This is a genomic window from Pseudozobellia thermophila (genome assembly GCF_900141855.1).
GTDB lineage: Bacteria > Bacteroidota > Bacteroidia > Flavobacteriales > Flavobacteriaceae > Pseudozobellia > Pseudozobellia thermophila.
This window is the reverse complement of sequence record NZ_FQYU01000007.1, coordinates 20,159-46,593: the sequence shown is the minus strand read 5'-3', so window position 1 is coordinate 46,593 and position 26,435 is coordinate 20,159. Positions and strand designations below refer to the sequence as shown.

Genomic DNA, 26,435 nt, shown 5'->3' with positions numbered 1-26,435 from the left:
GAATGGAAATGAACACCGATCACTGCTATCATTGTGGTACGCCCTGTGACAAGACTACCATCGAGTTCGATGGGAAGCCCTTTTGTTGCCAGGGCTGTAAGACTGTCTATGAAATTCTCTCCGAAAACGACCTGTCTTATTATTACGACTTGCAGGGTCAGGCCGGTGCTACTCCCAAAATAAACGAAGGCAAGTACGATTTTTTGGGATCTCCCGAAATTGTCGAACAACTGGTCGAGTTTAGCGATGGGAACGTCCAGGTTGTCAATCTATTTGTGCCCCATATTCATTGCAGTTCCTGTATTTGGGTCTTGGAGAATTTGAACAAGCTCAATCCGGCGGTCAAGGCTTCGCAGGTAGACTTCCCCAAGAAAACGGTACGCATAACCTACAATGCCTCCGAACTGCCCCTAAAAAACTTGGTACTTTTAATGGGGCGTATCGGTTACGAACCCAATATCAGTTTGGCCGATATCGAACCCAAGAAAAAGCCCGTCAATCGCAGCCTTATCTATAAACTCGGCATTGCCGGTTTTGCCTTTGGCAACGTTATGTTCCTTTCCTTTCCCGAATATTTTGACCTGTCGAGCAATAGGGAATCGGGGGGCGAATTCTGGCTGAACGAGTACCAGAACCTTTTCCGATGGCTTATGTTCTTGTTTTCCCTGCCCGTAATGCTGTATTCGGGAAGGGACTACTTCGTTTCGGCCTTTAAGGGGCTGCGCTCCAAAATGCTCAATATAGACGTTCCCATAGCCTTGGGCATACTGACCCTTTTCCTTAGGAGTACCGTGGATATCATTTTTGATTGGGGGCCCGGTTTCTTCGATTCGCTCACGGGCCTGATATTCTTTCTGTTGCTAGGAAAGTTTTTTCAGCAAAAAACCTATTCCTTCCTTTCCTTTGAACGGGATTACAAATCGTATTTCCCGATAGCGGTTACCCGAATACTGCCCGACGGCAGGGAAGAGGTGGCCCAGGTTTACGAAGTAAAAAGGGGCGACAGGCTGCTGATCCGAAACGAGGAACTCATACCCGCCGACGCCGTTATCGTCAAGGGGAACGGACACATCGACTACAGCTTCGTTACGGGGGAGGCCGAACCCGTGTTAAGGCAAAACGGTGACAAGGTCTTTGCGGGTGGAAAACAATTGAACGGGGCCATTGAAATAGAGATAACCAAGCCTGTTTCGCAAAGCTATTTGACCCAATTGTGGGGCAATTCGGTTTTTGACGAGGAGAAAACGACCCGATTTCAAACCCTGACCGATTCCATTGGCAAGCGTTTTACCGTCGCAGTACTGTCCATAGCCTTTGTAGCGGCGGCCTTTTGGCTTTATTACGACTCCAAAAACGCCCTCAACGTATTTACGGCGGTCTTGATCATCGCCTGTCCGTGTGCCATTGCCCTGGCCGCCCCTTTTACCTTGGGCAACATGCTGCGGATATTTGGGAGAAAGAAATTCTATTTGAAGAATGCCGGGGTGATCGAGCGGTTGGCACAAATAGACATGGCCATCTTTGATAAAACGGGTACGATAACCACCTCATCCACGACGACCGCCTTCTATGAGGGAATGCCGTTGACGGAAGCCGAGGAATCGGTACTCAAAAACACCCTGAGGTCGTCGAACCATCCGCTTAGTCGTGCCCTGTACGATATGCTTTCGGAGCACAACATCGTTACCATTGACGATTTTACCGAGCATACGGGCCAAGGCATAGAGGCTTCGACCGAACTGGGAAATATCAAGGTGGGCTCCGCCGAGTTTACCGGTAACGGCGCTTCGGCAAGGGACGATAGTACGGCCGTACATATTTCGGCCAACGATGCCTATAAGGGGTGCTATGTCTTTAGAAATGAGTATCGCGATGGGATTGTCGAAGTATTCGAAGAGCTCTCGCACAAGATGAAGTTGGCCATTCTTTCGGGAGACAATTCGGGTGAAAAACAAAGGTTGCAGGAGCTTTTGCCCATTTCTACCTTACTGTACTTTGACCAAAAACCCATAGACAAGCTCCATTTTATAAAAAGGGCGCAAGGCGAAGGCCATAAGGTGATGATGGTAGGGGACGGATTGAACGATGCGGGGGCCTTGGCCCAGGCCGATGTGGGTATTGCCATTTCGGAGGATATCAATGTGTTTTCACCTGCCTGCGACGCCATTTTGGACGCATCGAAATTTAAGGAGCTATTCGCCTATATCAAGGCCTCCAAACGGGCTGTGGGCATCATAAAGCTCAGCTTTTTTCTTTCGCTGTTTTACAATGTCATCGGGTTGTTTTTTGCGGTTACCGGGCAGTTGGAGCCCGTAATTGCCGCTATTTTGATGCCCTTGAGCTCAATCAGTGTAGTGGCCTTTACCACGGTGGCCACCAATCTTATCGGCCGAAAACTGGGCTGATCCCGCCCCTTTTTTTTTAAATTGTCCCGGCTTAGGGGGCTGAAATTGGAAAAATTCGTTTCAAAAAATTAGGTTTGCACGGCAAACCGATCTTTTACCATTTAAGAATATATGCCAACTTCAAACAACTCGCCAATAAGCGAACACTTTGGAAAAATCTCCTTACTTCAGGTTTCGATAGCCATTGTTTATCTCTGGTTTGGTTCCTTAAAGTTTTTTAACGACTTGAGTCCGGCCGAGAAACTGGCCCAAGAGACCATTGCGTCGCTTACCTTTGGCCTCATTCCCCCATATCTGTCCATTCTGCTTCTGGCTTTTTTGGAAGTGGGGATCGGCTTGTTTTTGTTGTTGGATCTCTTTAGAAAGCAGACCTTGTTCGTAGCTTTGGGGCATATGGCGTGTACTTTTTCCACGCTGCTTATCCTGAACGATGTCTCTTTTTCCCATAGCCCCTTCGTGCCTACCTTGCTCGGGCAATATGTGATCAAAAACGTGGTCATTGTGGCCGCCCTTTTTACTATCTACCCAAGGGGCAAAAAAACTAAGGCGGCCGACTGGGGCGCCCCACCCCGTGATAACCGAAAATGTTTTTGGTGATTGTGGTTTTTATAATGTTGGTTTACAGGTGTTTGTGTGTTGTTGTTAGGAAAATTTAAGAGAATTTTCAAAACCTGATATAAGTCATATTTAATAGCGGCCAGACACCGTAGTTTTACCCCCAAATTCAGGTAGGTATGAGTGTTATTTATGTATTGTTGGCCATCAGCCTTGCCGTAGCGGTCCTGTTCTTCATTGCCTTTATCGTTTCGGTAAAGAGTGGCCAGTACGATGATGACTACACACCTTCGGTTCGAATGCTTTTCGAGGACGAATTGATCAAAACACCTTCCGAAAAAAAGAAATGTAAACAAAAAGAAGCTATCCAACTAAACGAATAACTATGGAGATACAGCAATTTTATTACGATAACAAGATTGTAAAAAAATTCCTTTACGCCACGATGTTTTGGGGCATCGTGGGCATGTCGGTAGGCCTTTTGTTGGCCTTTATGTTCATGTTTCCCAATTTGACCGACGGTATATCGTGGTTGAGTTTTGGGCGTTTGCGCCCCTTGCATACCAATGCGGTAATCTTCGCCTTTGTGGGGAACGCCATCTTTGCGGGGGTCTATTACTCGACCCAGCGCCTGCTCAAGGCCCGGATGTTCAGTGACTTCCTGAGCAATTTCAATTTTTGGGGTTGGCAGGCCATAATTGTGGCGGCAGCTATTACCTTGCCCTTGGGGTATACGAGCACGAAGGAGTATGCCGAGCTGGAGTGGCCCATTGATATTGCCATTACCTTGGTTTGGGTGGCCTTCGGTGTCAACTTGATCGGAACGATGTTGAAAAGAAGGCAACGTCACCTCTATGTGGCCATTTGGTTCTATTTGGCCACCTTCGTTACCGTTGCGGTCTTGCATATCTTCAATAACCTGGAACTTCCGGTAAGTGCCTTAAAAAGTTATTCGGTGTACGCCGGGGTACAGGATGCCTTGGTACAGTGGTGGTACGGGCACAATGCGGTGGCCTTCTTTTTGACCACCCCGTTTCTTGGGTTAATGTATTACTTTGTTCCCAAGGCCGCCAATAGGCCTATATACTCTTATAGGTTGTCCATTGTACACTTTTGGTCCTTGATCTTTATCTATATCTGGGCCGGTCCGCACCACTTGCTGTATTCCGCCTTGCCCGATTGGGCCCAAAACTTGGGGGTTGCCTTTTCCGTAATGCTGATAGCCCCTTCTTGGGGAGGTATGATCAACGGATTGTTGACCTTGCGCGGGGCGTGGGACAAGGTTAGGACCGACCCCATTCTTAAATTCATGGTCGTGGCCATTACGGGTTACGGTATGGCGACCTTCGAAGGCCCCATGCTTTCCCTAAAGAACGTGAATGCCATTGCCCACTTTAGCGACTGGATCATTGCCCACGTACACGTAGGGGCATTGGCGTGGAACGGTTTCCTTACCTTTGGTATGATTTATTGGTTGGTGCCCAAAATGACCAAGACTAGACTGTATTCCCAAGGCCTGGCCAACTTCCATTTTTGGATTGGTACCCTAGGTATTATCCTCTACACCTTGCCGATGTACGTGGCCGGCTTTACCCAAGCCTTGATGTGGAAGGAGTTTAATCCGGACGGCACCTTGGTATACGGTAACTTCCTGGAGACCGTCAATGAAATTATGCCGATGTACTGGATGCGGGCCATCGGGGGCAGCCTGTACATTATCGGGGCCTGTACCATGATCTACAACGTTGTGGTAACCATCAGGTCGGGAAGCAAGGTCGAAGATGAACTGGCAGAGGCACCGGCCCTTGCCAAGGTTTCCAAAAAAAGAACGGCTGGCGAAACGCTACATACTTGGATCGAACGTAAGCCCATCCAATTGACCATTCTTGCCACTATCGCCATTTTGATCGGGGGCATCGTACAGATCGTACCCACCCTTTTGATCAAATCGAACATACCGACCATAACCAGTGTCAAACCATATACCCCGTTGGAACTCGAAGGTCGTGACCTCTACATCAGGGAAGGTTGTGTAAGCTGCCATTCGCAAATGGTAAGGCCTTTTAGAAGTGAGGTCGAGCGGTATGGCGAATATGCCAAGGCCGGGGAATTTGTTTACGACCATCCCTTCCTATGGGGAAGTAAGCGAACCGGTCCCGATCTATTGCGGGTCGGTGGCAAGTACTCCGACAACTGGCACCTGAACCACATGTACGACCCGCAGACCACATCTTCGGGATCCATCATGCCATCGTACAAATGGTTGGTACGCAACCGTCACGACCGAAGTGATATCCAAGATAAGATGAGGGCCATGGTTACCCTTGGGGTTCCGTATACCGAGGAGGAAATCGAAAATGCGGAACAGTTGATGGACGAGCAGGCGTCGAAAATAGAACAGAACCTGTATTCCGACCCCGACTTTGCCAAAAGTTATGAGGCCGATAAAAAGACCGCCGGGGAAAACGGGGAAGAATTCGTAGAAATGAAAGACCGCGAAATCGTAGCCTTGATCGCCTACTTACAGCGCTTGGGCACCGATATAAAAATCAAGGAAACCGATGAAGTAATATCACAAAACTAACACGCTATGCTGAAATTTGTAAAAAGCCATATGGAAAGCATTGATGGGGTCGCCACTTACCCCATGCTCTCCCTACTTATATTCTTCGTCTTCTTTATACTGTTGTTCTGGTGGGTGTTTACCGCATCAAAAAAACATGTACAGGAAATGAGCGAACTCCCCCTAGATAATAACAACCAACAAAATTTAGACTTATGAAAAGCAGTTCGAACTGGTGGATAATAATACCCCTAAGTTTTTTTGTAATTCTCGGCATCGTAGAGTTTTATGTCGATTCGGGTGAAAAGCCGGCATTTATAGAGTATACCATGGTACAGATATTCATGGCCTTCGTTCTATTGGTTTTGATTGCCATCGCCTTGATCGTGAAGGCCATTGAAAATGTAATGTACCAGACGCTTTCCGAAGAGGCCAAGGAACGCTACCTCGAGGCGAAAAGCAAGCAATGGGAATGGAAATGGGGCAAGAGGGTATACCAAAAACTCTTGGGTTCGAAACCCGTCGAGGAAGAGAGTGAAATTATATTGGACCATAACTACGATGGTATACGGGAGCTCGATAACAAATTGCCGCCCTGGTGGGTCTATATGTTCTATGCCACCATCGTCTTTGCCGTAGTCTATCTGTTGAGGTTCCACGTCTTCAACGATTACGACCAGCTTGAGGAATTTGAGACCGAAATGGCCATGGCACAGCAGGCCATAGAGGAATACAAGAAAAATGCCAAAGACTTGGTCGATGCCAGTACGGTGGAGGTCTTGACGGAAGCCAGCGACCTCAAGGCCGGAAAGACCATTTTTGAAAGCAATTGTGTCGCCTGTCACATGATCGATGGCGGTGGGGGTATCGGCCCCAACTTAACGGACCAGCACTGGATTTTGGGCGGCGGCATCAAAAATGTCTTCAATACCATATCTGAAGGAGGTAGGGACGGTAAGGGCATGATCGCCTGGAAACAGACCCTGAAACCCTTGGAAATTGCCCAGGTGGCCAGTTATGTACTCAGTTTTCAGGGTACTACGCCTGCCAACCCCAAGGCTCCGGAAGGCGATTTATGGGAAGCGTCCGAAGACGACGCGGCCAAATAGCTACTAATTAACGGGCAACGGCCATCTGTTATGGGTCCGTTGTCCTTTAAAACCAGATTTTTTCCAACGGCAGATTAAAATGGCACAACAGGATCAAGAGAATTTTAGGGACAGTATCGGAACCATAAACGAGGAGGGCAAGCGCGCCTGGATATTCCCCAAAAAACCGAGTGGCAAATATTACAACTACCGCAAGTTGGTAAGTTACTTTCTATTGGCCATTTTGTTTGCCGGCCCTTTTATAAAGGTAAACGGAAACCAGTTTTTCATGTTCAACGTTCTTGAACGCCGATTCAATATTTTTGGTTTTCCCTTTTGGCCCCAAGATTTTCACCTGGTCGTCATATCCATGATCATCGGCGTGGTCTTTATAGCCCTCTTTACGGTGGCCTTTGGCCGGATTTTTTGCGGATGGATGTGCCCCCAGACCATTTTTATGGAAATGGTGTTTCGAAGGATCGAGTATTGGATCGATGGGGACCGGGGCGCACAGATCAAACTCGATAGACAGGCTTGGAACGGCGAGAAAATCCGTAAAAGAGTGCTGAAATGGACGGTCTTCTTTATTATTTCGTTCTTGATCGCCAATGTGTTCCTGGCCTACTTGATAGGTAGTGACCGTCTACTTAGTTACATAGCAGACGGCCCCATGGCACACTTGAGCACCATGGTATCGCTGTTGATATTTACAGGGGTGTTCTATTTTGTTTTTGCCTGGTTCCGCGAGCAGGTATGTATTATTGCCTGTCCCTACGGGCGTATGCAAGGCGTTCTCTTGGACAATAAATCCATCGTGGTGGCCTACGACCATAAGCGGGGCGAAGGCGAAAATGGCAGAAAGAAATTTCGCAAGAACGAAGACCGGGCCGCTTTGGGCTATGGCGATTGTATCGATTGTAAGCAATGTGTCAACGTTTGTCCGACAGGGATCGATATCAGAAACGGAACCCAATTGGAATGCGTCAACTGTACCGCCTGTATCGATGAGTGCGATACCATCATGGAAAAGGTAAACCTGCCCAAGGGCTTGATCCGCTATGCCAGTGAGGACAACATTGAAAAGAAGGCCAAATTTACCTTTACCCCAAGGTTGAAGGGGTATACCGCCGTTCTGGTCATTCTTATGGGAATCTTGTTGGGCATGCTCTTCTTGCGCAACGATTTGGAGGCTAATATTTTACGCTTGCCAGGGCAACTGTTCGAGCACAAGGAAGGTAATGTTATCAGCAACGTCTATACCTATAAATTGGTGAACAAGACCGTTCGCGATGTAGACAGTGTCAACTTTAAGCTACTGTCCCATAAAGGAAAAATCGAATTGGTACGGAAGCAGGCTTTCGTGGTGCCCGCCCAAGATTTGGCCGAAGGAACGCTTTTCATTGAAATTGACCAAGCGGCATTAAAGAGCGACAAGGAAAAATTAAAAATCGGGGTGTACAGTGGCGATCGTTTGATCGAAACGACCACGACCGCCTTTTTAGGCCCCCGAAGCTATAAATAAAAGGAATCATGAAAATAAACTGGGGAACCGCAATCGTTTTGGCCTTCGTGGCATTTATATCGTTCATTATGTTTTTCGTGGTACGGATGAGCACCGATAACCGGGCCAACCACGATTTGGTCACCGAAGAGTACTATCGCGACGAACTCGGTTATCAGAAGGAAATCGATGCCGAGGAAAACGCGAACAAAAATGCGCGGATTTCGGTCGTGAAATCGGACGAGGGGCTGACCCTAACCTTTCCGGAAGACTTTGAATATAACAAAATAAAAGGAACAGTGTCCCTGTATAGGCCATCTAATAAACATTTGGATTTTGACCTCGATTTAAGTCTGTCCAATAAACATTTGCTTATACCTGACAACCGTTTGTTAGGTGGCCGTTGGGACATTAAGGTATTTTGGGAGTACGATGGCGAAGCGTACCTGCACAAAGAAAGTTTGACCTATTAGTATGTTCTTGTCCGCTTTGATATTGGGATTGATGGGAAGTTTGCACTGCGTGGGGATGTGCGGCCCGATTGCCTTTATGCTGCCCGTGGACAGGACCAACAATTTTAAAAAGTTCGGGCAAGTCTCGATTTACCATTTGGGCCGCCTTTTGGCCTACGGCTTGATCGGCCTGGTCTTCGGTTGGTTGGGCAAAGGACTCTATGTTTTTGGGATGCAGCAAAACCTTTCGATTGCCATAGGTATCGTAATGATCGTATTGGTATTGGTTCCGGCCCGTCTCTTGGGCAAGTATAACGTGTCGAGGCCCATTTATAGGTTGATATCCCAAGTAAAGAGCAGACTGGGCCAGGAGCTCAAAAAAAAATCGCCCGATACCTTCCTTACGATCGGATTTTTAAACGGCTTTTTGCCCTGCGGATTGGTCTATATGGGGCTTTTCGGTTCGATAGCCATGGGCAGTGCATGGCAGGGCGCCTTATATATGATCTTGTTCGGTCTGGGCACCGTACCCTTGATGACCGCTGCCGTTTACTTCAGTACTTTGTTACAGGGGGGATTGCGTAACAAGGTACAAAAGCTTATTCCCGTTTTTGTGGTAATCGTAGGGGCCCTCTTTATCTTAAGGGGTTTGGGCCTGGGAATACCCTATGTTTCTCCGGCACCCGTTTCACCGACCGTATCCAGTACGATGGAATGTGGTAACTGATCCGTTATTTACCTCCGGGTCATTTGCCGGTCCTTTCCTTGCCATTGATCGCATTGATCCTGATAATGAACACCACGGGGGCTTCCTTACCGAATATCCGACTCGAAAAGTCACTGATAAACTTGGCGTCGCCGTCGTGGTCCTCGATGATCCGTTGTACCCCTTCGGCAAATTTGTGCAAGTACTTTTTGGCCGTACTCCCCTTAAGCTCCTGAAACCTGCCCTGCACAAGTACCGATTGCCAGTGGTGCACGTCGGTTATCTCGTCAACTTGTAAAGAGACCGAATCGAAACGTCGCATGGCATCGAGTTTATGGCCTTCCGAAGAATAACTGATAATGCATTTTTCTTCGGCATCGTGAAAATAGGTGATCGGTATAACGTGCGGGGTCGAGCCGTAGATATAGCCCAGACGGGCAATGTAGTTTTTGCCCAAAAGCTGTATGCATTGCTGTATTTCCAAATTTTTTATCATGGCTAAGGTATTTCAATAAAGATATTAATTTAAGACAAGTTTGTACAACTTGGCCCAAATTAAACCAGCCGGTGATTAAAGATAGGGTACTGCCCGGGCAATGGGCCTATACGGTCATTGAAAATACACGGGTATTCGGTGACTGCCGTTGCAGGTATTGATCAAAGGCCATGCACACGTTTCTTACAAAGGGCCTGCCCTTTTCGGTTATCCGGACGCTTTTCGGGGACAAGACCACCAAGCCGTCCTCTTCCATACCTCTTAATCTTTCCTGGGACGCCGACAGTAGGGGGGCTTCTTGGTCGGTCCATGAAGTTTGCATACGGCACATCAAGTTCAAGATGTGCTTTCTGACAAGTTGGTCTTCTTCCGAAAGGATATGCCCCCTGTAAATAGGTATGATATGATTGTCTACCAAGTGTTGGTACTCTTCTAGGCTTTTTACGTTTTGGGCAAAGCCGTACCAGCTATCGCTTATGCTCGAAAGTCCCAAACCGATCATCAACTGGGTCTTTGATTCGGTATATCCCATAAAATTGCGATGCAGGGAGCCGTTTTTCATTGCGGTGTAAAGACTGTCGGTTTCAAGGGCAAAATGATCCATCCCTATTTCCTTATATCCTTGCTCCAACAGCAGGGCCTTGCCCAATTCGTACTGGTTTCGCTTTTCCTGTGCGGAGGGAAGGTCCTCTTCCTTATAGCCTCTTTGGCCATTGCCCTTGAGCCATGGGGTGTGGGCGTAGCTATAAAAAGCCAAACGGTCGGGCAGCAGCTCCTTGGTCTTGGCAATGGTATGCCGCACATGCTCTTGGGTTTGATGGGGCAGTCCGAATATAATATCATGGCCTACCGAAGTATAGCCAATGTGTTTGGCCCATTCCGTTACCCGTTTTACGTTCTCGAAGGGTTGAATGCGGTTAATGGCCTTTTGTACGGTAGGGTTGTAGTCTTGTACACCAAAGCTTACCCTTGTAAACCCCAGTTCGTACAGCCCTTCTAGTTGTTCATAGGTCGTGTTGTTCGGATGCCCCTCGAAACTGTATTCGAAGTGTTCGGTCCGTTCTGCGGTTTCGAACAAACCTTTGATCAACATGCTCAAGTTTACCATGGAAAAGAAAGTGGGCGTGCCGCCTCCCAAATGCAGTTGTTTTATCCGTGGTTTTTCTGAAAAGGCCTTGCAGTACAGTTTCCATTCCTTGAGTACCGACATGACATAGGGCACTTCGACCGAATGTCTTTTGGTAATGCGTTTGTGGCATCCACAAAAGGTGCATAGACTTTCGCAAAAAGGAAGGTGGATGTACAGGCTTATACCATCGGTATTACTTTCCTCAAAGCTCCTTTGAACGGTAGTCATCCATTTCTTTCCCGAGAATTCCTCCGTATTCCAGTGGGGTACGGTCGGATAACTCGTGTATCGCGGACCGGGAACGTTGTATTTTTGAATCAGATGGCACATAGACTTGTTTTTGCACAAACTTACCCGACGCGCCTTTTTCAAAACATGATATTTGTCAGAAAATAGGAATTTTAGGGGCCATGGCCTGCCTTGTATAATGGGCGGTCAAGGAGTGGGGAAGGAACCGGAAAGAGCAAAAGCACTACTTGTCCTATGTTTGGGGCAACGCCAATCCGTCGAACACGTCAATTTGCGTATGGGGATGTGGTAAGTTATTGATTGTAAATTGATTATTGTCTTTATCGCCTTGGATGTACATAGCCAGAGGCTACGACATAGGGCAAAAAACCACGTATAAAAGCGAAATAATAGGCAGTTTGGTATACAAGTGCTTTCGTATATTTTACCTTTATAACGCCTAGGCCTTGGCCAGGGGCAACAATCGAGATAGCCTTATGATGAAAATAGTACGAACGATACTGTTCGCCGGCCTGTTTACCCTATTTGCCAATGGACAGGACCCCAATAGGAAGCCTAACGATGTCACCGGTAAATTTTTTATCCCTCCCCTTGAAAAAGTAGGGCAGGGGGCACTTCTTAAACGCGAATTTATATACCCCTTGGACCAAAGACCGGAGGCCAGTGCACACGCCTCGACGATAGTCGAGACCCCTTCCGGACTCGTGGCTGCGTTTTTTGCAGGTCCGTATGAAAAGCACCCCGATGTTGGGATCAGGGTATCGCGATACCAAGACGGGGAGTGGACATACCCCGTAGAAGTGGCCAACGGCTTTCATAACGATACCCTGCGCTACGCCACCTGGAACCCCGTTCTTTTTCTCCCCAAAGAGGGCCCCTTGCATTTGTTCTATAAGGAAGGACCGAACCCGAGGGACTGGTGGGGTATGGTAAAGACCTCCGACGATGATGGTAAAACCTGGTCCTATGCTCGAAAATTGGGAGAAAACGACAAGATCGGCCATTTGTTGGGACCGGTAAAGAACAAGCCGTTTCAGTTGCCCGATGGCACCATCTTACATCCGTCAAGCAGTGAAAGAATCGAGGACGGTGAAGTAATATGGAGGGTCCATTTCGAAAAGACCGACCCCTCGGGAAATAACTGGGAGGTAATCGGGCCCATTAACGATGGTGTTGCCTTTGACGCCATACAGCCCAGTATCCTTCATTTTCCGGACGGCCGCCTGATGATCTTGGCCCGTACCAGACAGGGCGTCCTGGGCCAATCATGGTCGAACGACAACGGAAAAACCTGGAGAGAGATCAAAGCCATCGATTTGCCCAATCCCAATTCGGGAACGGATGCGGTAACCTTAAAGGACGGGCGGCACCTGTTGATCTATAACCACAAACTTAGGACAAAGGCCAACCGCGGACGGGATTTGTTGAACCTGGCCCTTTCGGAGGACGGGGTACACTGGACACCGGTAATGACCATTGAAAATGAGGCTTCCGAACACGGCTATGCCTATCCGGCAATCATCCAGGCCGCCGATGGCCTCGTGCATGCCACCTATACCTACAACAGGGAGTCGGTGAAGTATATCCTTATAGACCCGTCAAAACTGGGCCGGTAGGGTAGGCAGGGTCAATGTGGTGTGGGGCCTTGGGAGGAACTTGCCTTGGCGGTTCCTTACCTTCCATGCCTATCCAAAGGTAGAAAGGTAGATGTCCAATTCGGCATCGTTCCAGTCTTGGCTACGCTCATCGTATACCTCAAAATCATATCCGAACTTTCGTTTGAGGTCGGAGTTCCATATTTTGATCCATGCATCGGTAATACATCCTGTCATCACGCCCCTTACGGTTATTTTATGATAGGTTTGCCCCGGGATCTTTAGGCTGCTAAGGTGTTTCGGATAATCGCTTCCTTCGGCCACCTTGCAACCGATAAAGTATGAAAATGCCTCTGTTTCGTCTTTGTCATAGTCGTAGTAAACGGCATATATTTCGTCGCTTAACTTATTCGGGACGAGATCGAAAATTTTATCGTTTTCGAATTGCTGCCATAAGTTACCACAATCGACACTGGAGCGGTTGTCTTTGTTGGTGGTTTTGTCTTTAAGTTGAAGGCCCACCAACATAAAGCCGGGTTTTCTTATTTTTTCCATACCAAACCTTCTTGGTTAGACAAATAAATATCTTAAAAATCGACGACGGTATTCTTGTAGCGAGCGGGCTATCCGTGTATGTACTAAAATAATAAATATGCGTGGAATGGCCAACCGTTGGTCTTTCCTGCAATTGGTATTATACGGTGTTTCGCAAGGTTTTTCTTTGGTTGTATTTTCTTTTGGTCTTTATGAGCCTGTACCTCATATCGTCATAAAACAAGCTCAGTAACAAAACAAAGGCGCCGAAAACCAAGGTGTAAAGCTCCAGGTCCAGTTTGGAGTATAGATAGCCTCCGATCAGTCCCCCGGCGAAAAAGAACAAAATAATGTAAATACGCAGCTTAATTTTAGACTTGATCTTTATGCGGTTGGGATGTGTTTTTGGGAAAAAAAGCTGCGAAATATCAATGCCCAGATCGGTAAAAAGACCGGTCAGGTGCGTGGTTCTTACTACGGCATTCGATAGTTTGGTCACAAAGGAGTTCTGCAGGCCCATGGCGAAAAGCAGCAAGCACACGATCAAATCAGGAGATCGGGTCTCAACGACACTGCCGAAGAGGCCGATCGATGTTAAGATCAAGCATTCGATTATGGTGGGCAAGACGAAGATGTTAAGTTGTTTGTTCTGTCTGTACCGCTCGATCAAAAAGCTCGATGAAAAAGAGCCGAAAAGGAAGGAGAAGATATAGAGAAAATAAACCGTTCCCTTCCAAAATTCGAAATTGGCCAGATCGTAGATGAACAAGGCAAAATGCCCGGTGACGTTGGTGGTCAGTTGTTTGAAGGCCAAGAACCCCGTAACGTTGACAATTCCGGCCACAAACGACAAAACCGTTGCAATGCGCAAATTGTGTTCCAGTGTCCTGCTTTTACCTTGATGTCTAAACATTTTAGTTCGGTTGGTCAAAAAGTGCCACTTCGTTTTTTTGTTTCCAATTTGGCCTTGTCATAATAAGGGGAGGGAAGTGGCCGACGTTACATTGTACAATGATGATCTTTTGGTTTATGGTGTTTTGTTATGGGGTGAACTATTGGAGGTGGTGCCCATGTGCAAATTTGTGGGGCAAAATTATGGAAAATAATGTTGACGGGTCTGTATGGACGGTACAAAATCTACTTCTTTTTAGAGTTCTCTCCGTACTTTACACGGATTGCCAAAAGCCAGGACATTATCGGGAATGTTTTTGGTTACCACGCTTCCCGCGCCGATGGTTACGTTGTTGCCGATGCGCACCCCGGGAAAGATGACGGAATTGCCCCCGATCCAAACGTTGTCTCCAATGCTCACCGGTTTGGTGGAAGTCAAATAGCGCCTATCCACTATGCGTTCCGATGCCCTTAGGGGATGCTTGGCGGTATAGATCTGAACGTAAGGGGCGATCAGGCCGTTTTTTCCTATCGTGATCTTATTGTTGTCCAAAAACATGCAGTTGGTGTTCACGAAGGTGTTTTCCCCGATCGAGATGTTCTCGCCGTAGTCGCAGAAAAAAGGGCTTTCGATCCAAACGCCCGCCTCCTTGGACCCAAGGAGATCGCTCAAAACCTCTTCCCTCTCCCGTAAAAGCTCGGAATCGAGTGAATTGTACCTTTTCAATAATTTTCGGGCCTTGTGGTAGGTTTTTATGAGTTCGGGGTCCCTTGAATCGTAAGGGTCCCCATTGAGCATTTTCTCTTTTTCGGTCATGATTTTTTATGTATAGTAGGGGCTGGACGTAGGGTCAGTGCTCCCCATATCCCACATCGTCCATTTTTCCTTTAAATACCCTGTATTGTATAAACATATAGGCGGCTACTAAGACAACGGCTATAATGAACCAATACACTCCTACGGACAGGCCGTATTCGTGGGCGGCGACATTGTACAGGGTCAAATCGGGGTTGATGGAGTTCGTAGAGGGCAGTACCTTTGGGAAAATGGATGCGACCGTAGACGTCAGTCCCCCCAGTAAAAACAGGGAAGAGAACAAAAAGCCCATACCGTCTTTTTGAAAGGACCTTACTTTGAACAGACCGAACAGGCCTGTAAACGCCGTTAGGGGAAAAACCCATAGCCAAGGATGGGCCAAGAAATTGTGGAAGGGCCGCGGCTCTATGATGTGCCATGCGAAGAGGGAAACGACCACCAGAAGCAATAGGACGATATTAAGGCTGAAAACCACTCTTTTCAATCGTTCGTTCAGTCCGGAATTGGTTTTGAAGATGATCCAATTGGCCCCGTGAATGGTGAGGGAGACAACACCTATGACCCCCAGCAACAAGGTAAACCAATCGATGACCCCCAAACTTTCGGCATGTGGACTAAAGGTGGGGTTCCACAGGGGCAAAAAGAAATAATGGGCTTCGTGCGTAGATACACCATCGACGACGTTGCCCAGGTTGACCCCCCTGACCACATTGCCCAAGGCGACCCCAAAGAAGAGCGCCAACAACAGACTGGCTATGCCAAAGGCCTTGTCCCATATGGCTTCCCACATGGTATTGTGGACCTGCCCCCTCAGTTCCAGTCCGATGGCCCTGAAGATCAGTAGCCACAGAATAATCATCAGGGGCAGGTAAAAACCACTGAACGACGATGCGTACAGGGTAGGGAAGGCGAAAAAAAGAACCCCTCCGGCAGCGATCAACCAAACCTCATTGGCGTCCCAAAAAGGGCCGATGGCATTAGTGATCGCCTTTTTGTCCTTTTCCGTTTTGGCAAAGAACAGATGAACGATTCCCGCTCCAAAGTCATAGCCGTCCAAAACGACATAAATGGCCAACATCGACATTAAAATAATATACCAGAACAATTCCATAACTAGTGCTGATTAAGTTGTGGGCCCTTATTGATTATCTTTCCTGCGAGCATCAAGAACAAAAGCCCCAAAAGCAAGTACAGGCCAATAAAGCCGAGCAAGGTAAACAGGGTATTTCCCGAGGAAACCGTTGGCGAGGCACCATCGACGGTACGCAGTAAATTGTATACGAGCCAGGGCTGTCGGCCCAGTTCGGCGGTATACCAGCCCGTCGTATTGGCAATATACGGAAAGGGCAGCATAAACATAAGCGACCACAAGATCCATTTGGTCTTATATAGTTTTTTCCGGATGAGCTGTACGCCCGCCAATAGCATCAAGCCTATAAAAACAGTGCCCAAACCCACCATAATATGGTAGGCGTAATAGAGGCCGGGAACATTGGTGGGATAGTCTTTGGGCTCGAATTCGTTAAGGCCCTTAATTTGCGCGTCCCATTTTTGATAGGTCAAGAAACTTAGGATGTTGGGTACCGCGATTTTGTTGTCCAGTTTTTTCTCCAGCATGTTGGGTTGCCCGATCAGTACTATTTCAGAGCCCCCATCTTCGGTTTCAAAGATGCCTTCCATGGCGGCGAAGGTTACGGGCTGGTGCTTGGCCACGTTCTTTGCGGCCCAATCCCCTGTTGGAAAAGCTACCAGTAGACTCGCAATCAGGCCAAAGACCACACCGGTCCTTACAAAGATTTTACCGAAGCCATGGTGTTTGTCGTTGAGCAGGTAAAAGGCTCCTACGGCCGAAACCACAAAGGACGAAGTAACCAACGAAGCCGCCTGGTTGTGCAGATAGGAAGGTAATAGCCAGGGGTTGGAAAACAAGGCCCCGAAATTGTTCAATACGAACTTGCCGTTTTCCAAGATTTCATAGCCAACGGGGTATTGCATCCACGAATGGGTGGCGATAATAAGGTATCCACTGGCCCATGAACCCAAGAAGACCAAAAACCCGGTGACAAAGTGCAGTTTATGGCCCAAAAGCTTTTCTCCAAATAAAAAAAGGCCCAGAAAGGACGATTCCAAAAAGAAGGAAAACATACCTTCCATTGCCAGGGTCTGACCGATGATGCCCCCGGTCAGTTCCGAAAACTTGGCCCAGTTGGTGCCGAATTGAAATTCCATGGGAATACCGGTAACCACGCCCATGGCAAAGTTTAAGGCGAAAATCTTCATCCAAAACTTAGCGGCATCGTTGTATTTGTCGATTTTGGTCTTGAGAAACTTCCACTTAAAATAGACGATCATCAGCGATAGTCCCATGGTCAATTGTGGAAACAGGTAGTGAAAGGTGATAGTAAATGCGAACTGCATCCTATCGTAAAATAGCATGTCTTCCATAAAACGCTCATCATTATTGCAAACCCTACCTACACGCTATATGTGGGGCAATGGACGCGTAATCGATAGCGGTAAATTCTAGTTAAAAATACTTAAAATGACTGACTTTATCAGGAGGGGGATAGCAATAATTTTTCCTTTTTTAAGGTCTTTGAATATTTTGGGGAATTCTTTAAGCAAAGGACAGTATATCTGGCTGTTTTATACATAAATAGTACTTAACTTGTAGGTAAGAATGGGTTTTGGGCAAGTCGGGGAGCTCGCCTTTATGAAGGCTAAAAAAGAAAGCCTGTAAAAGTAGGGCTTTGATTTCTTGTTCCTTATAGACATCCTTTTTTTGTGGGTTGTCGTCGATTGGCCGTTGTACTGCGACCAGGTAGGGACCCATCGGGCGCAGGCACCGGCACGAAAGAACGGAGACCGGTGTTCTTAACCGTTTTGGACATTATTGGGGCGTATTACAGGACTAAGGTGCCAAGTATACTTCGTTCGATGTTCTGTACTCCGAAGGCCGTTTTCCCATGATTTTCGTGAAGGTGTTGCTGAAAGTGGGCAGACTGTTATAACCTACCATGTGCGCTATTTCTGAAATGGTATGGTCGGAGTTTATTAAATATTCCAAGGATTTAAAGATCCGCAACTGGGTGTAATACTTGATAAACGACATGCCCAGGTCTTTTTTAAAAAGACGGTACAACGACTTGTCCGTCATGCTAAAACGGGATGCCAATTCAGGCAAATGGTGTTCGTGCTGAATGTTTTCGGTAAGGTACTTGATAATGGAGACCAATCGTTTGTCCGTAGCATGAGGCAACTCTATGTGCAGGGATTTGGAGACCGTTTGCCCCAACAGTTCCTTAAAGGCGCAAACAATGGCATATTTGCTTTTTTGGGACTTGGCGATGTCGCCGTTCCAGTTTTTGGTAAATAGCAATAGCTCCATCAGTAGGTTGTTGATCGGGTAGATGCCTTCTTTTTTGTAAAATCCGGTGGTGGTAACCGACATGGGAAAATATAGGTTTCTCATGACAACACGGGGCGAGCTGGGGTAAATGGCATGTTGTACCCCGGACGGTATCCACATGTAATGCCGGGCCGGTAAATAGTACATTCTACGGGTGGTCTTTACATGTACCACGCCCCCTTCGGTATATAAAAACTGTCCTTTATCATGACTGTGGGCTTCAATGAACGTTTCTCCCATTAAATTGTGGTAGCAAAAAATACTGTGCGGATTCTTGTCTACCTCGGTTAAATAATACTTACTGTCCATGAATGGTCGTGATGATGGAGGCAATGCACTAAATTAATAAAACATTGTCTTATTTAAATAAATAGACATTAAATATCTTCTATAAATTACAGGCTCGTTTTTGATAAAACGGCAACCAAAGGAAAAATAATGATCAAATAGGAAATTTTTCCAACCAAAAATTATAAAATACATATTAGAAAGATGGATAGAATTAAATATGCGCCTTACAAAGACAAGGTTCAAACACCTGAAAAGGCGGCCTTGCTCATTAAAAACCGCGATGTATTGGGAGTCAGTGGTTTTACCAAGGCCGGGGATAGCAAGACCGTTTTGCCACAAGTGGCAGAAAGGGCACTTTACGAAGATTTAAAGGTGACGGTTTTGAGCGGGGCCTCATTAGGGTATGATACCGATGCCGATTTGGCCAAAAACGGGGCCCTGTACAAAAGAATGCCTTTTCAGGCCGATCCTACCTTGCGAAAGAGCATCAATAACCATGAAGTGCTATATGTAGACCAACACTTGGGGCAAACCGCCGATATGTTACAGAGTATAGATACCTTTAAAATAGATGTGGCCATTATAGAGGCGGTGGCGGTTACCGAGGAAGGATATATTATACCCACCACCTCGGTCGGTAATTCCCCGATCTTTACCGAGAAGGCCGATAAGATCATTATAGAGATCAACAAGACCTTTCCGGAAACCCTTGCCGGGGTGCACGATGTAAAATTTTTAAAAAAGCAACCCCATAGGGATGTCATACCCATCCGTGATCCCGACACCAGAATTGGTGTGCCCTATATAAAAATAGACCCGGAAAAGGTAGCGGCCATTGTTTTTACCGAGGTTCCCGACAGTCCGGCCGTCATTGCCGCCCCGGACGAGAAGACCACGGCCATTTCGAACCATATTCTTGGTTTTTTGGAAAAAGAGGTGGACGAAGGCAGGTTAACGGAGTCGCTACTGCCCTTGCAGGCAGGTATCGGGAAAACGGCCAATGCCATTCTATCGGGTTTTACCAAGAGCAGGTTCAAGAACCTGACCATGTACTCCGAAGTGCTTCAAGACAGTACCTTTGAGCTTTTCGATTCCGGAAAATTGGTATTCGCCTCGGCATCTTCCATCACCGTGACCGAGGAATGCTCCCGTAGGGTGTTCGGTGATTTTGAAAAGTATAAGGACAAGCTCGTATTACGCCCCCAGAACATCAGTAATGCTGCCGAGGTCATCAGCCGTTTGGGAGTTATTGGAATAAATACCGCCATTGAGTTCGATATATACGGAAATGTGAACTCTACCCATATCACCGGTACCAAAATGATGAACGGTATCGGGGGTTCGGGCGATTTTGCAAGAAACGGCTACCTGAGCATTTTTGCCTGCCCGTCGATGTCAAAAGGAGGTAAGATATCACATATTGTTCCCATGGTTTCGCATACCGACCATACCGAGCACGATGTCGATATCCTGGTCACCGAGCAAGGCTTGGCCGATATCAGGGGATTGGCGCCTATAGAAAGGGCCCGGGTGATTATCGAGAATTGTGTGCATCCGGAGTACAAGGAACAATTGACGCAATATTTCGAAGAGGCTTACAAACAGGGCGGTCATACACCACATATACTACAAAAAGCATTTAGCTGGCATACCCGGTTCAAGAACCAAGGCACCATGAAAATACAGGAGTATGCCGATGACCATGCCTAGCTAGCCCAGGCCGGTCCTTTACAGCGGGAAGCGTCCTTTTTTTAAATGTGTGTAAATAGAAAATAGCTAGGATAAAACCTAGCTATTTTCATTTGTTCTGCTTCCTTAATCGGAAAAAAGGAGGAAAATCAATCCTTGTCGATGCGGATAAAATCGCCGTTCATGTCAAATTCGAGCTCGACATGGTTGTCCAATTCCACCTGTTGGTGATCCAGTTCCAATTCCCAATCGGTAATGTAATTGTCCGGATAGTTGGTAGCGGTATAGTCGCGAATGGCTTCCGGTATTACAGATTCAGGAAGTTTTGATGTACCGTCGATATCAACAATATCCAAATCGCCGTTAAACTCCAGATCGGTGTTGTCCGATAAATGGATTTCATAGGTTACCCCATCGTTTTCCGTTTCTTTTTCGGCATTGAGGATCGTAGTTTCCCCAAAATGATCGTTGATGTAAGTTTGGATGCTTTCGGGAATCTCTGCTTCGCTTAAAAAGATGTCATTGGAATTGTCGTCATCGTCACTACATGAGGTAAAAAGGGTTAGCATCGATGCCATTGCGATTACGGGAATTTTAATAGTGTCTTTCATTGTGATGTATAGAATTAATTTTTCTTGGATTTTTTTTGATCGTTCGATTATGACGGCTGTATTCTTCAGGTCTCCATAGCTTGTTTTTTTTATTACAATGCAAACGTAGAAGCCAAAACTGGAAAGAATTTGGAATGGATCGCAGGGGCTGCTATTAATTTTTTGAAGTGTATCGGAATTCCTTTTTAAGGATGGAACAAGGGGCTTAACGAAGGGCTGGGGTCAAAAACTTGACCTGTCATTCCGATCATTGTCCCAAATTCGGGAAGGACCTTGTTGCCCGTAAATGCGCCCGAAGGATGGAAAATGGTACATGGGCACCATTCGCCCTCGAAAAAAGCAGGGGTTTGAATAAAAGTGCCAACTCCGTTTACATGGCTGCCTTCATTTTATGCAACCAATCAATGTGTTTGGCCGCCGCTTGTTCGGCCCATTGCCTTGGGCGGGGGCCAAAGCACTCCAAAATGGCATCTACACCGATAACCGTGCCCTTGGCGAGCCTACCAAGGAGTGCTATGGGCTTGTCGCTATCATTGTTTTTAGATAGCAGGTAGCCGTATTTATCGGTTTTAATGCCCAAATCATCGTGAACAACCTTCATTAAGTTGTCTTCGAGCAGGTTTTTGACGATGGGCGACCTGACCGATTTGATTTTAGGGGCATCCAAAACGGAATCGATCATCATTGTGGCCGTAACCGATCGGCCTTCGAGGTCAAACCTCCAGCCCTTTTCGGTCAATTCGATATGGGGGTCGTTGACGAATTCTAAGTTGAGGGCGCCCGCCCTCCCCAATGCCAATAATTGCTGGATGCTGTCGACGGGAGGGCCATAGGAGTATCTCTTTGTCGATTCGTCCAGGGCGATAATTTCGGCAAAAACACGGTCTGAACAGTTGTTGAACGACAAGGCCCTGTATATGGAGGGTTGGCAATGGCGCCACACCTGACCGATGCAATAGTCCAAGCTTATGGGCCTATTTCCAATGGCCATCTCCACAAATTCCTCCATGCTTTTTAGGGCGGGTTGATTGCCGGGGGTGATAAGCGGATGGTCAATAGTTTGGTCCTTGAGCCATTGTATTACCAACTCCTCAACACCGGTCTTTGATAGATTTTGCGCATGTGCCGGCTTGGGCAGTTGGGCATAAATGGCGGCTGCTATGGGAGCAAAACTTGCTATTAGAAAAAGGGGGCTCCCTGCCTTTTGCTGGGTTTGTTGGTCTCCTATCTGTTCTTCAAAGCGGATAAGGGCCGCCTTTGACGGTTCAAACCAGTTGTCGACTCGGGCATTCAAGGGTTTAGGGACGGAGGGCAACCCGTCGAGCGAAAACGGAACATACATAACATGGCATTCCTTCCCTGCCTGGTAAGTGCATGCCCGGGTTTGCCCATCCTCAAGGATAAACTTTCCGAATTTTTCTGAGATGGCCCGTACTACGTCTATCATGGCCAATCCGAACCCCCGGATACCGATACAACTTTTTCCATTCAGGTTCTGATGGTCTAGATAGGCGGTTGTCGGGTACGGGGCTTTAAACAAGTTGATGCTTCCCTTGTCGGAGGCAAACTTGTCCCAATCTTTTATCTGTTGCGATGCTTCCGTTAATTGATGGCCTATGGTCAACACGACTTCATCGTATCCCGTATGGGTGCCCGTATCGGTTAGTATTTGAATTGTATCCTTATTGGAATAATCGATTTTCCTAACCTCTTCCTCATACATTGAAACCCTATTCGTAGCCATCAAGGGCAGGGTGAGCGACTCAAATCTTTGGGACAGGTATTTTCCTATTTGGTTACGAGGGGGGTAGGTGTCCATGGTGTCCTCGGAAATTGTATCGTAATCTTTGCCGACCCATTCGTGGTAGGAGGGAAAGGAGGGAATTTTCAAGTCAGGGCTGTCCAGGGCTTCCCTCCGGGGCAGCTCCATTACCCTTTCGGTAATATTGATCCAATTCGATGGGTTTTGGTGTAAATCATAGACCGGACCGTTTCCGAAATTTCCGGTCGGTTCGAAAAGGGAAAAATGAATGTTGTGAAGGCTTTTTTGTCTTGCCAGTTCAAGGACCAGCCTTTCCAAGGCATAGCCTCCTCTGGGGCCTATGCCGATAATCCCAACTTTTCTTACCTCCTTCATTTCGTGTTTTTATACGGGGAACTTTGCGGCCCGATGTGCCGGCTGTCCAATTTAATGGAAATATAGTGAAAACCAGGGATGTTTGGAGGTAATGTCCCGGTGTATATTGGTCCATTTTTTATGTACGCACCACCTATCGTGCGAAATGCCAATATGGGAAGGGAATACCTGGTTGACAGTACCGCGATCTTTCGATGGTGCCCAATGCGACCTAAAGTAATGCTTTAAGCGCTTTTAGGTAGGCCCTTTGGTCGTACGGGGCCCGTGGCAAGTTATTCAAGGGCCCTTTTTAAAGTTTTTTCGGCTTGTTTGACGTGCCTTTCATTATGGTAGACGACCACCCTGAGCGTGTCTCCCAGTTTTAATTTGACCCATTTTGATATGGAGATGGCTGTTTTGGTCTTATCGAGATTTACGCTTTTTGACCGGTCGAGTAGTTCGATGATCCGATGTTGTTGGCCTATAAATTTTTCAAGGGTTTGAACGGTCAATGTTGAATTGATGGGATTCATGGATTTAAAGGTTTTCATTTTATTTAAATCGTTATGGTAGGCTACCGATCGGCTAAAGTATTCGCCTAGCCAGTTGCTTTTGAACAGTTCCGAATTTTTATGTTTTGAGGCCTCTATCCGCTTTGTTATCTCGGGTATATAAAAATCGCCATACCTATTTAAATGCTCTATGCATTCCAATACGCTCCAGCTATTGGGGTTTTCCTTCCAGTTTAAAAATTCGGGCGACCGGGATTTAAACCTTTCGACATCGTTCATGTTTTTGCGAGTCATCTCCAATAGGTCCTGCAGTAACTCTCGAGCTGTTGTTGTCATGGGTTTTTTGTACAAATTTCAAGAATTGACCGGGGAAAAACCTTGACCGAAATCAAGACTTTTTAATTCTGGAAAGCGTTTCAGGTGACATTCTTAAATAGGATGCAATATATTTATTCGGTATTTCCTGGAATAGTTGTGGACTTCTCTTTAAAACCCTATTGTAACGTTCAATAGGGGAGGAGGTTAGAATATCCCTTTCCCTTTCCATTTGTTGTAGAACAAAATTTTCGAGAATACCGAGCCATATGTTTTTGTTCGCTTTGGATGATTCGATAAAAGGGACAAAGTTTTTTTTGGTCATATAGTTGAGCGTTGTTTTTTTTAGGGCTTGGATATAGAAATCGGAAGGTTGTTCGGTCAAAAATGAATCCAAAGCAGCTATCAGGTTATTTTTGTACCCAAATCTAATGGTATGCTCCTCGAATTGATTGATTATAAAGATCCTCAAGCTTCCATGGGTAACCAGGTAGATATTGGTGTCGATACTTCCCTGTACCTTTAAATAGTCATTGCGCTGCAATTCTACCTTTCCATCCCAGAGGTTTTCGCTGTTGATTTTATCGATCAGATTGGAAATAGGGTTCATGTTGGCTGGGGTTATTGTGTTAGTCCCATATCTCGGGACGATCTATTTTCATTGCCCTTAGGTACGAAAGGAATTGTCCTGCGTGAACGGATTCGTGATAGCCGATCCGCAGCAAATACTTTCCAAGTGTTTTTTTGTCTCCATTTCCGGGGTGGACGATTTCCGTTTCCGCCAGGTCTGTATCCGAAAATTGCCGCACACTCTTTAAAAAGGCATTTCTGTAGGGTTCGGCAAATTGAATTTCATCGGCAACGCTGATGAAAGGTCGATTTTCCCAGGGTGTTTGATAATTGGCCATACTGCCCCTGTTGATGATAATGTTCCATCCGTAATCGGCTTCCAAAACGTGTCTGACCATTTCTATGGCCGTCATGGCTTTTTCGTCAGGTTTCCAATTATAGTGGCTTTCAGGCAGTTTCTTCCAAATTTCTATGCTTCTTCTCCTTATTTCCGTAAAATTTAGGATGATGAGTTCGGATTGGGTCATTTTCCTTGTTTTCGAAAGTATCGTTATACATTACGCCCTGGGTTTCGGCTGGGCTTTTGCAAGCATTTGCAAGGGCCATTCCCCTGGCCGCTACCAAATATAGCGGATAAATGCCAACTTTTTGCAAGGCCATCGGGCCTTAAGCCCGACCCTGATTTTTTCAATAATGGCCAAGGCCGGTCTGGCCCCAACTTCCTTGGGTATTGAATAAGGTGATGGTTTTTTTTTGATACTGTGGATGCGGGCCGGGCTTCGGACTTTCCCCTTTTCCCCTCCGTGGAGTGGCCGAAACGGCTTTTTATCCGCTGTTATGGGCAAGGACTAAGGGGGGCAAGGGTTTAAGAGTCCCGACCTTTTGAAAACAAAGTCATTTTGGTTCCTATTTCTTCGTGGTTTCGATCACGGCCCTGAAATAACCGACAGATTCGGCAAGTCCCATAAAGGGATTGTCTTGGTTTCTTTCATGTTCCATACTGCAAACCCCTGTGTAACCAACTTTTCTGATCATATTCACCAGTGCGGGAAAGTCGATAATACCACGGCCTACTTCGAGTGAATACCCCGATTTAGTAGGGGCCGTAACATCCTTAATGTGCATATCGAAAACGCGGGTATGGTATTTTTTCAGGTCGGCAACGGGGTCTTTGCCGTTGCGTGTGTCGTGACCGATGTCCAAGCACATTCCAATCCTCGGGTCGAGGTCTTTGGTGTGGTTCCAGACATCTTCGGCATCTGGAAAGATTTTAATATCCGGCCCGTGTAAATGAATCGCAAATTTAAAATCGTACTCTTTTACTTTTTTGTCCACATAAGGAAGCAGCTCAACGTTGGGTACGCCGACGATCAATTTTACCCCAACCCTTTTCGCATATTCAAAAGCCCGGTCGACTGCCTTTTTACTTTTCATATAAATTGGGCCAACGGCATAACCGGTAACATGGCTGGCTTTCAATTTTTCATGAAAGGCGGCAATTTCCTCATCGGTACTCGTCATGGGCAAATGAAAATCCTTGATGCATAAATAATGTACATCGAGCGCTTTCATTGTTTCAAGTGTTTTATCGAGGTCGAATTTTACGAAGGTATAGCCTGCTATTCCTACTTTGAATTTTTCACCGGTTTCAGCGGGAGGCTGTGGTCCCGTACTTGCTTCCTGTGCCCTGCAGGCCATGATGGTAATCGCAAACAGAAACGCCAATACTTTTAATTTCATTCTTCATTTTTAATGATTCCGTCCTGGCCAATGTAGCACATGCATACCGAATACGAAATCTGTGTGGATCTATAGGCTAGGGGCACCAAGCCATTATCTATACGGCGTGTACCGCTGCACAAGTTAACAAAAAAGTACGTTTCGCCCACGGTCTATCGATAGTTATCCTGGCATGCGATTTCAGGGTAGGGGCGGTAATCG

General features: G+C 46.6%; 25 protein-coding genes. 11 read left to right on the top strand and 14 right to left on the bottom strand.

The window, feature by feature from the left end; translation table 11 throughout:
- Positions 1-8 precede the first annotated feature (8 nt).
- The 9 genes from BUB37_RS15845 (at position 9) to BUB37_RS15805 (ending at position 9,291) form a co-directional block, all read left to right on the top strand.
- A complete protein-coding gene (locus BUB37_RS15845; protein WP_072994926.1) occupies positions 9-2,405 on the top strand; it encodes a heavy metal translocating P-type ATPase in 2,397 nt (798 codons plus the stop codon).
- Between the two features lie 111 nt (positions 2,406-2,516).
- Positions 2,517-3,002: a DoxX family membrane protein gene (locus tag BUB37_RS15840; protein WP_072994810.1), complete on the top strand. Its 486-nt coding sequence runs from the start codon at positions 2,517-2,519 to the stop codon at positions 3,000-3,002.
- Positions 3,003-3,139: 137 nt separating this feature from the next.
- Positions 3,140-3,343, top strand: coding sequence for a cbb3-type cytochrome oxidase assembly protein CcoS (gene ccoS, locus BUB37_RS15835; protein WP_072994809.1), 204 nt, complete (start codon positions 3,140-3,142; stop codon positions 3,341-3,343).
- Positions 3,344-3,345: 2 nt separating this feature from the next.
- Positions 3,346-5,544 carry a cytochrome-c oxidase, cbb3-type subunit I gene (gene ccoN, locus BUB37_RS15830; RefSeq protein WP_072994808.1) on the top strand — a complete coding sequence of 733 codons (2,199 nt, stop codon included), beginning with the start codon at positions 3,346-3,348 and terminating at the stop codon, positions 5,542-5,544.
- A 6-nt stretch (positions 5,545-5,550) separates the two neighbouring features.
- Complete coding sequence (locus BUB37_RS15825) at positions 5,551-5,742, top strand: cytochrome C oxidase subunit IV (protein ID WP_072994807.1); 192 nt, start codon at positions 5,551-5,553, stop codon at positions 5,740-5,742.
- Complete coding sequence (locus BUB37_RS15820; protein ID WP_072994806.1) at positions 5,739-6,632, top strand: cbb3-type cytochrome c oxidase N-terminal domain-containing protein; 894 nt, start codon at positions 5,739-5,741, stop codon at positions 6,630-6,632. The genes BUB37_RS15825 and BUB37_RS15820 overlap by 4 nt, the downstream gene beginning before the upstream one ends.
- Positions 6,633-6,711: 79 nt before the next feature.
- Complete coding sequence (gene ccoG, locus BUB37_RS15815; RefSeq protein ID WP_072994805.1) at positions 6,712-8,133, top strand: cytochrome c oxidase accessory protein CcoG; 1,422 nt, start codon at positions 6,712-6,714, stop codon at positions 8,131-8,133.
- 8 nt (positions 8,134-8,141) lie between these two features.
- On the top strand, positions 8,142-8,585 hold the full coding sequence (locus BUB37_RS15810; RefSeq protein ID WP_072994804.1) for a FixH family protein: 444 nt from the start codon (positions 8,142-8,144) through the stop codon (positions 8,583-8,585).
- 1 nt (position 8,586) lies between these two features.
- Positions 8,587-9,291 (top strand): sulfite exporter TauE/SafE family protein, encoded by a 705-nt coding sequence (locus BUB37_RS15805; RefSeq protein WP_072994803.1) that lies wholly within the window; start codon positions 8,587-8,589, stop codon positions 9,289-9,291.
- 19 nt (positions 9,292-9,310) lie between these two features.
- Here BUB37_RS15805 and BUB37_RS15800 read toward each other — a convergent pair whose 3' ends face one another.
- Together BUB37_RS15800 and hemN are read right to left on the bottom strand one after the other, a co-directional pair.
- Positions 9,311-9,766, bottom strand: a complete 456-nt coding sequence (locus BUB37_RS15800) for a pyridoxamine 5'-phosphate oxidase family protein (RefSeq protein ID WP_072994802.1) — start codon at positions 9,764-9,766, stop codon at positions 9,311-9,313.
- Positions 9,767-9,872: 106 nt separating this feature from the next.
- Complete coding sequence (gene hemN, locus BUB37_RS15795; RefSeq protein WP_072994801.1) at positions 9,873-11,225, bottom strand: oxygen-independent coproporphyrinogen III oxidase; 1,353 nt, start codon at positions 11,223-11,225, stop codon at positions 9,873-9,875.
- 395 nt (positions 11,226-11,620) lie between these two features.
- Here hemN and BUB37_RS15790 point away from each other — a divergent pair, with 395 nt between their 5' ends.
- Positions 11,621-12,760, top strand: a complete 1,140-nt coding sequence (locus tag BUB37_RS15790; protein ID WP_212635312.1) for a sialidase family protein — start codon at positions 11,621-11,623, stop codon at positions 12,758-12,760.
- Positions 12,761-12,829: 69 nt separating this feature from the next.
- On the opposite strand, the gene BUB37_RS15785 is transcribed toward BUB37_RS15790, so the two are convergent.
- The 6 genes from BUB37_RS15785 to BUB37_RS15750 form a co-directional block, all read right to left on the bottom strand.
- Positions 12,830-13,294 (bottom strand): GyrI-like domain-containing protein, encoded by a 465-nt coding sequence (locus BUB37_RS15785; RefSeq protein ID WP_072994799.1) that lies wholly within the window; start codon positions 13,292-13,294, stop codon positions 12,830-12,832.
- Positions 13,295-13,433: 139 nt separating this feature from the next.
- Positions 13,434-14,186, bottom strand: coding sequence for a YoaK family protein (locus BUB37_RS15780; protein ID WP_072994798.1), 753 nt, complete (start codon positions 14,184-14,186; stop codon positions 13,434-13,436).
- 234 nt (positions 14,187-14,420) lie between these two features.
- Positions 14,421-14,981: a sugar O-acetyltransferase gene (locus tag BUB37_RS15770; RefSeq protein WP_072994796.1), complete on the bottom strand. Its 561-nt coding sequence runs from the start codon at positions 14,979-14,981 to the stop codon at positions 14,421-14,423.
- A 34-nt stretch (positions 14,982-15,015) separates the two neighbouring features.
- Positions 15,016-16,092, bottom strand: coding sequence for a cytochrome d ubiquinol oxidase subunit II (gene cydB / locus BUB37_RS15765; RefSeq protein ID WP_072994795.1), 1,077 nt, complete (start codon positions 16,090-16,092; stop codon positions 15,016-15,018).
- A 2-nt stretch (positions 16,093-16,094) separates the two neighbouring features.
- Positions 16,095-17,426, bottom strand: a complete 1,332-nt coding sequence (locus BUB37_RS15760; RefSeq protein WP_072994794.1) for a cytochrome ubiquinol oxidase subunit I — start codon at positions 17,424-17,426, stop codon at positions 16,095-16,097.
- A gap of 466 nt (positions 17,427-17,892) precedes the next feature.
- Positions 17,893-18,699 carry a helix-turn-helix domain-containing protein gene (locus tag BUB37_RS15750; RefSeq protein ID WP_072994792.1) on the bottom strand — a complete coding sequence of 269 codons (807 nt, stop codon included), beginning with the start codon at positions 18,697-18,699 and terminating at the stop codon, positions 17,893-17,895.
- 183 nt (positions 18,700-18,882) lie between these two features.
- Between BUB37_RS15750 and BUB37_RS15745 the strand changes: the two genes are divergently transcribed.
- On the top strand, positions 18,883-20,391 hold the full coding sequence (locus BUB37_RS15745; protein ID WP_072994791.1) for a succinate CoA transferase: 1,509 nt from the start codon (positions 18,883-18,885) through the stop codon (positions 20,389-20,391).
- Positions 20,392-20,519: 128 nt separating this feature from the next.
- Here BUB37_RS15745 and BUB37_RS15740 read toward each other — a convergent pair whose 3' ends face one another.
- The 6 genes from BUB37_RS15740 to BUB37_RS15710 all read right to left on the bottom strand — a co-directional run bounded on the left by BUB37_RS15740 (position 20,520) and on the right by BUB37_RS15710 (position 26,234).
- On the bottom strand, positions 20,520-20,981 hold the full coding sequence (locus BUB37_RS15740) for a PepSY-like domain-containing protein (protein ID WP_094766766.1): 462 nt from the start codon (positions 20,979-20,981) through the stop codon (positions 20,520-20,522).
- Between the two features lie 370 nt (positions 20,982-21,351).
- Complete coding sequence (locus BUB37_RS15735) at positions 21,352-23,118, bottom strand: FAD/NAD(P)-binding protein (RefSeq protein WP_072994790.1); 1,767 nt, start codon at positions 23,116-23,118, stop codon at positions 21,352-21,354.
- Positions 23,119-23,390: 272 nt separating this feature from the next.
- Positions 23,391-23,945, bottom strand: a complete 555-nt coding sequence (locus BUB37_RS15730) for a DinB family protein (RefSeq protein WP_072994924.1) — start codon at positions 23,943-23,945, stop codon at positions 23,391-23,393.
- A gap of 52 nt (positions 23,946-23,997) precedes the next feature.
- Positions 23,998-24,534, bottom strand: a complete 537-nt coding sequence (locus tag BUB37_RS15725) for a Crp/Fnr family transcriptional regulator (protein ID WP_072994789.1) — start codon at positions 24,532-24,534, stop codon at positions 23,998-24,000.
- A gap of 19 nt (positions 24,535-24,553) precedes the next feature.
- Complete coding sequence (locus BUB37_RS15720) at positions 24,554-25,021, bottom strand: DinB family protein (RefSeq protein ID WP_072994788.1); 468 nt, start codon at positions 25,019-25,021, stop codon at positions 24,554-24,556.
- A 379-nt stretch (positions 25,022-25,400) separates the two neighbouring features.
- On the bottom strand, positions 25,401-26,234 hold the full coding sequence (locus BUB37_RS15710) for a sugar phosphate isomerase/epimerase family protein (protein WP_094766765.1): 834 nt from the start codon (positions 26,232-26,234) through the stop codon (positions 25,401-25,403).
- Positions 26,235-26,435: the final 201 nt, after the last annotated feature.

Coding starts and splice junctions, on each gene's coding strand:
- BUB37_RS15845 (WP_072994926.1), top strand. CDS start 9: ATGAACACCGATCACTGCTATCATTGTGGTACGCCCTGTGACAAGACT.
- BUB37_RS15840 (WP_072994810.1), top strand. CDS start 2,517: ATGCCAACTTCAAACAACTCGCCAATAAGCGAACACTTTGGAAAAATC.
- ccoS (WP_072994809.1), top strand. CDS start 3,140: ATGAGTGTTATTTATGTATTGTTGGCCATCAGCCTTGCCGTAGCGGTC.
- ccoN (WP_072994808.1), top strand. CDS start 3,346: ATGGAGATACAGCAATTTTATTACGATAACAAGATTGTAAAAAAATTC.
- BUB37_RS15825 (WP_072994807.1), top strand. CDS start 5,551: ATGCTGAAATTTGTAAAAAGCCATATGGAAAGCATTGATGGGGTCGCC.
- BUB37_RS15820 (WP_072994806.1), top strand. CDS start 5,739: ATGAAAAGCAGTTCGAACTGGTGGATAATAATACCCCTAAGTTTTTTT.
- ccoG (WP_072994805.1), top strand. CDS start 6,712: ATGGCACAACAGGATCAAGAGAATTTTAGGGACAGTATCGGAACCATA.
- BUB37_RS15810 (WP_072994804.1), top strand. CDS start 8,142: ATGAAAATAAACTGGGGAACCGCAATCGTTTTGGCCTTCGTGGCATTT.
- BUB37_RS15805 (WP_072994803.1), top strand. CDS start 8,587: ATGTTCTTGTCCGCTTTGATATTGGGATTGATGGGAAGTTTGCACTGC.
- BUB37_RS15800 (WP_072994802.1), bottom strand. CDS start 9,766: ATGATAAAAAATTTGGAAATACAGCAATGCATACAGCTTTTGGGCAAA.
- hemN (WP_072994801.1), bottom strand. CDS start 11,225: ATGTGCCATCTGATTCAAAAATACAACGTTCCCGGTCCGCGATACACG.
- BUB37_RS15790 (WP_212635312.1), top strand. CDS start 11,621: ATGATGAAAATAGTACGAACGATACTGTTCGCCGGCCTGTTTACCCTA.
- BUB37_RS15785 (WP_072994799.1), bottom strand. CDS start 13,294: ATGGAAAAAATAAGAAAACCCGGCTTTATGTTGGTGGGCCTTCAACTT.
- BUB37_RS15780 (WP_072994798.1), bottom strand. CDS start 14,186: ATGTTTAGACATCAAGGTAAAAGCAGGACACTGGAACACAATTTGCGC.
- BUB37_RS15770 (WP_072994796.1), bottom strand. CDS start 14,981: ATGACCGAAAAAGAGAAAATGCTCAATGGGGACCCTTACGATTCAAGG.
- cydB (WP_072994795.1), bottom strand. CDS start 16,092: ATGGAATTGTTCTGGTATATTATTTTAATGTCGATGTTGGCCATTTAT.
- BUB37_RS15760 (WP_072994794.1), bottom strand. CDS start 17,426: ATGGAAGACATGCTATTTTACGATAGGATGCAGTTCGCATTTACTATC.
- BUB37_RS15750 (WP_072994792.1), bottom strand. CDS start 18,699: ATGGACAGTAAGTATTATTTAACCGAGGTAGACAAGAATCCGCACAGT.
- BUB37_RS15745 (WP_072994791.1), top strand. CDS start 18,883: ATGGATAGAATTAAATATGCGCCTTACAAAGACAAGGTTCAAACACCT.
- BUB37_RS15740 (WP_094766766.1), bottom strand. CDS start 20,981: ATGAAAGACACTATTAAAATTCCCGTAATCGCAATGGCATCGATGCTA.
- BUB37_RS15735 (WP_072994790.1), bottom strand. CDS start 23,118: ATGAAGGAGGTAAGAAAAGTTGGGATTATCGGCATAGGCCCCAGAGGA.
- BUB37_RS15730 (WP_072994924.1), bottom strand. CDS start 23,945: ATGACAACAACAGCTCGAGAGTTACTGCAGGACCTATTGGAGATGACT.
- BUB37_RS15725 (WP_072994789.1), bottom strand. CDS start 24,534: ATGAACCCTATTTCCAATCTGATCGATAAAATCAACAGCGAAAACCTC.
- BUB37_RS15720 (WP_072994788.1), bottom strand. CDS start 25,021: ATGACCCAATCCGAACTCATCATCCTAAATTTTACGGAAATAAGGAGA.
- BUB37_RS15710 (WP_094766765.1), bottom strand. CDS start 26,234: ATGAAATTAAAAGTATTGGCGTTTCTGTTTGCGATTACCATCATGGCC.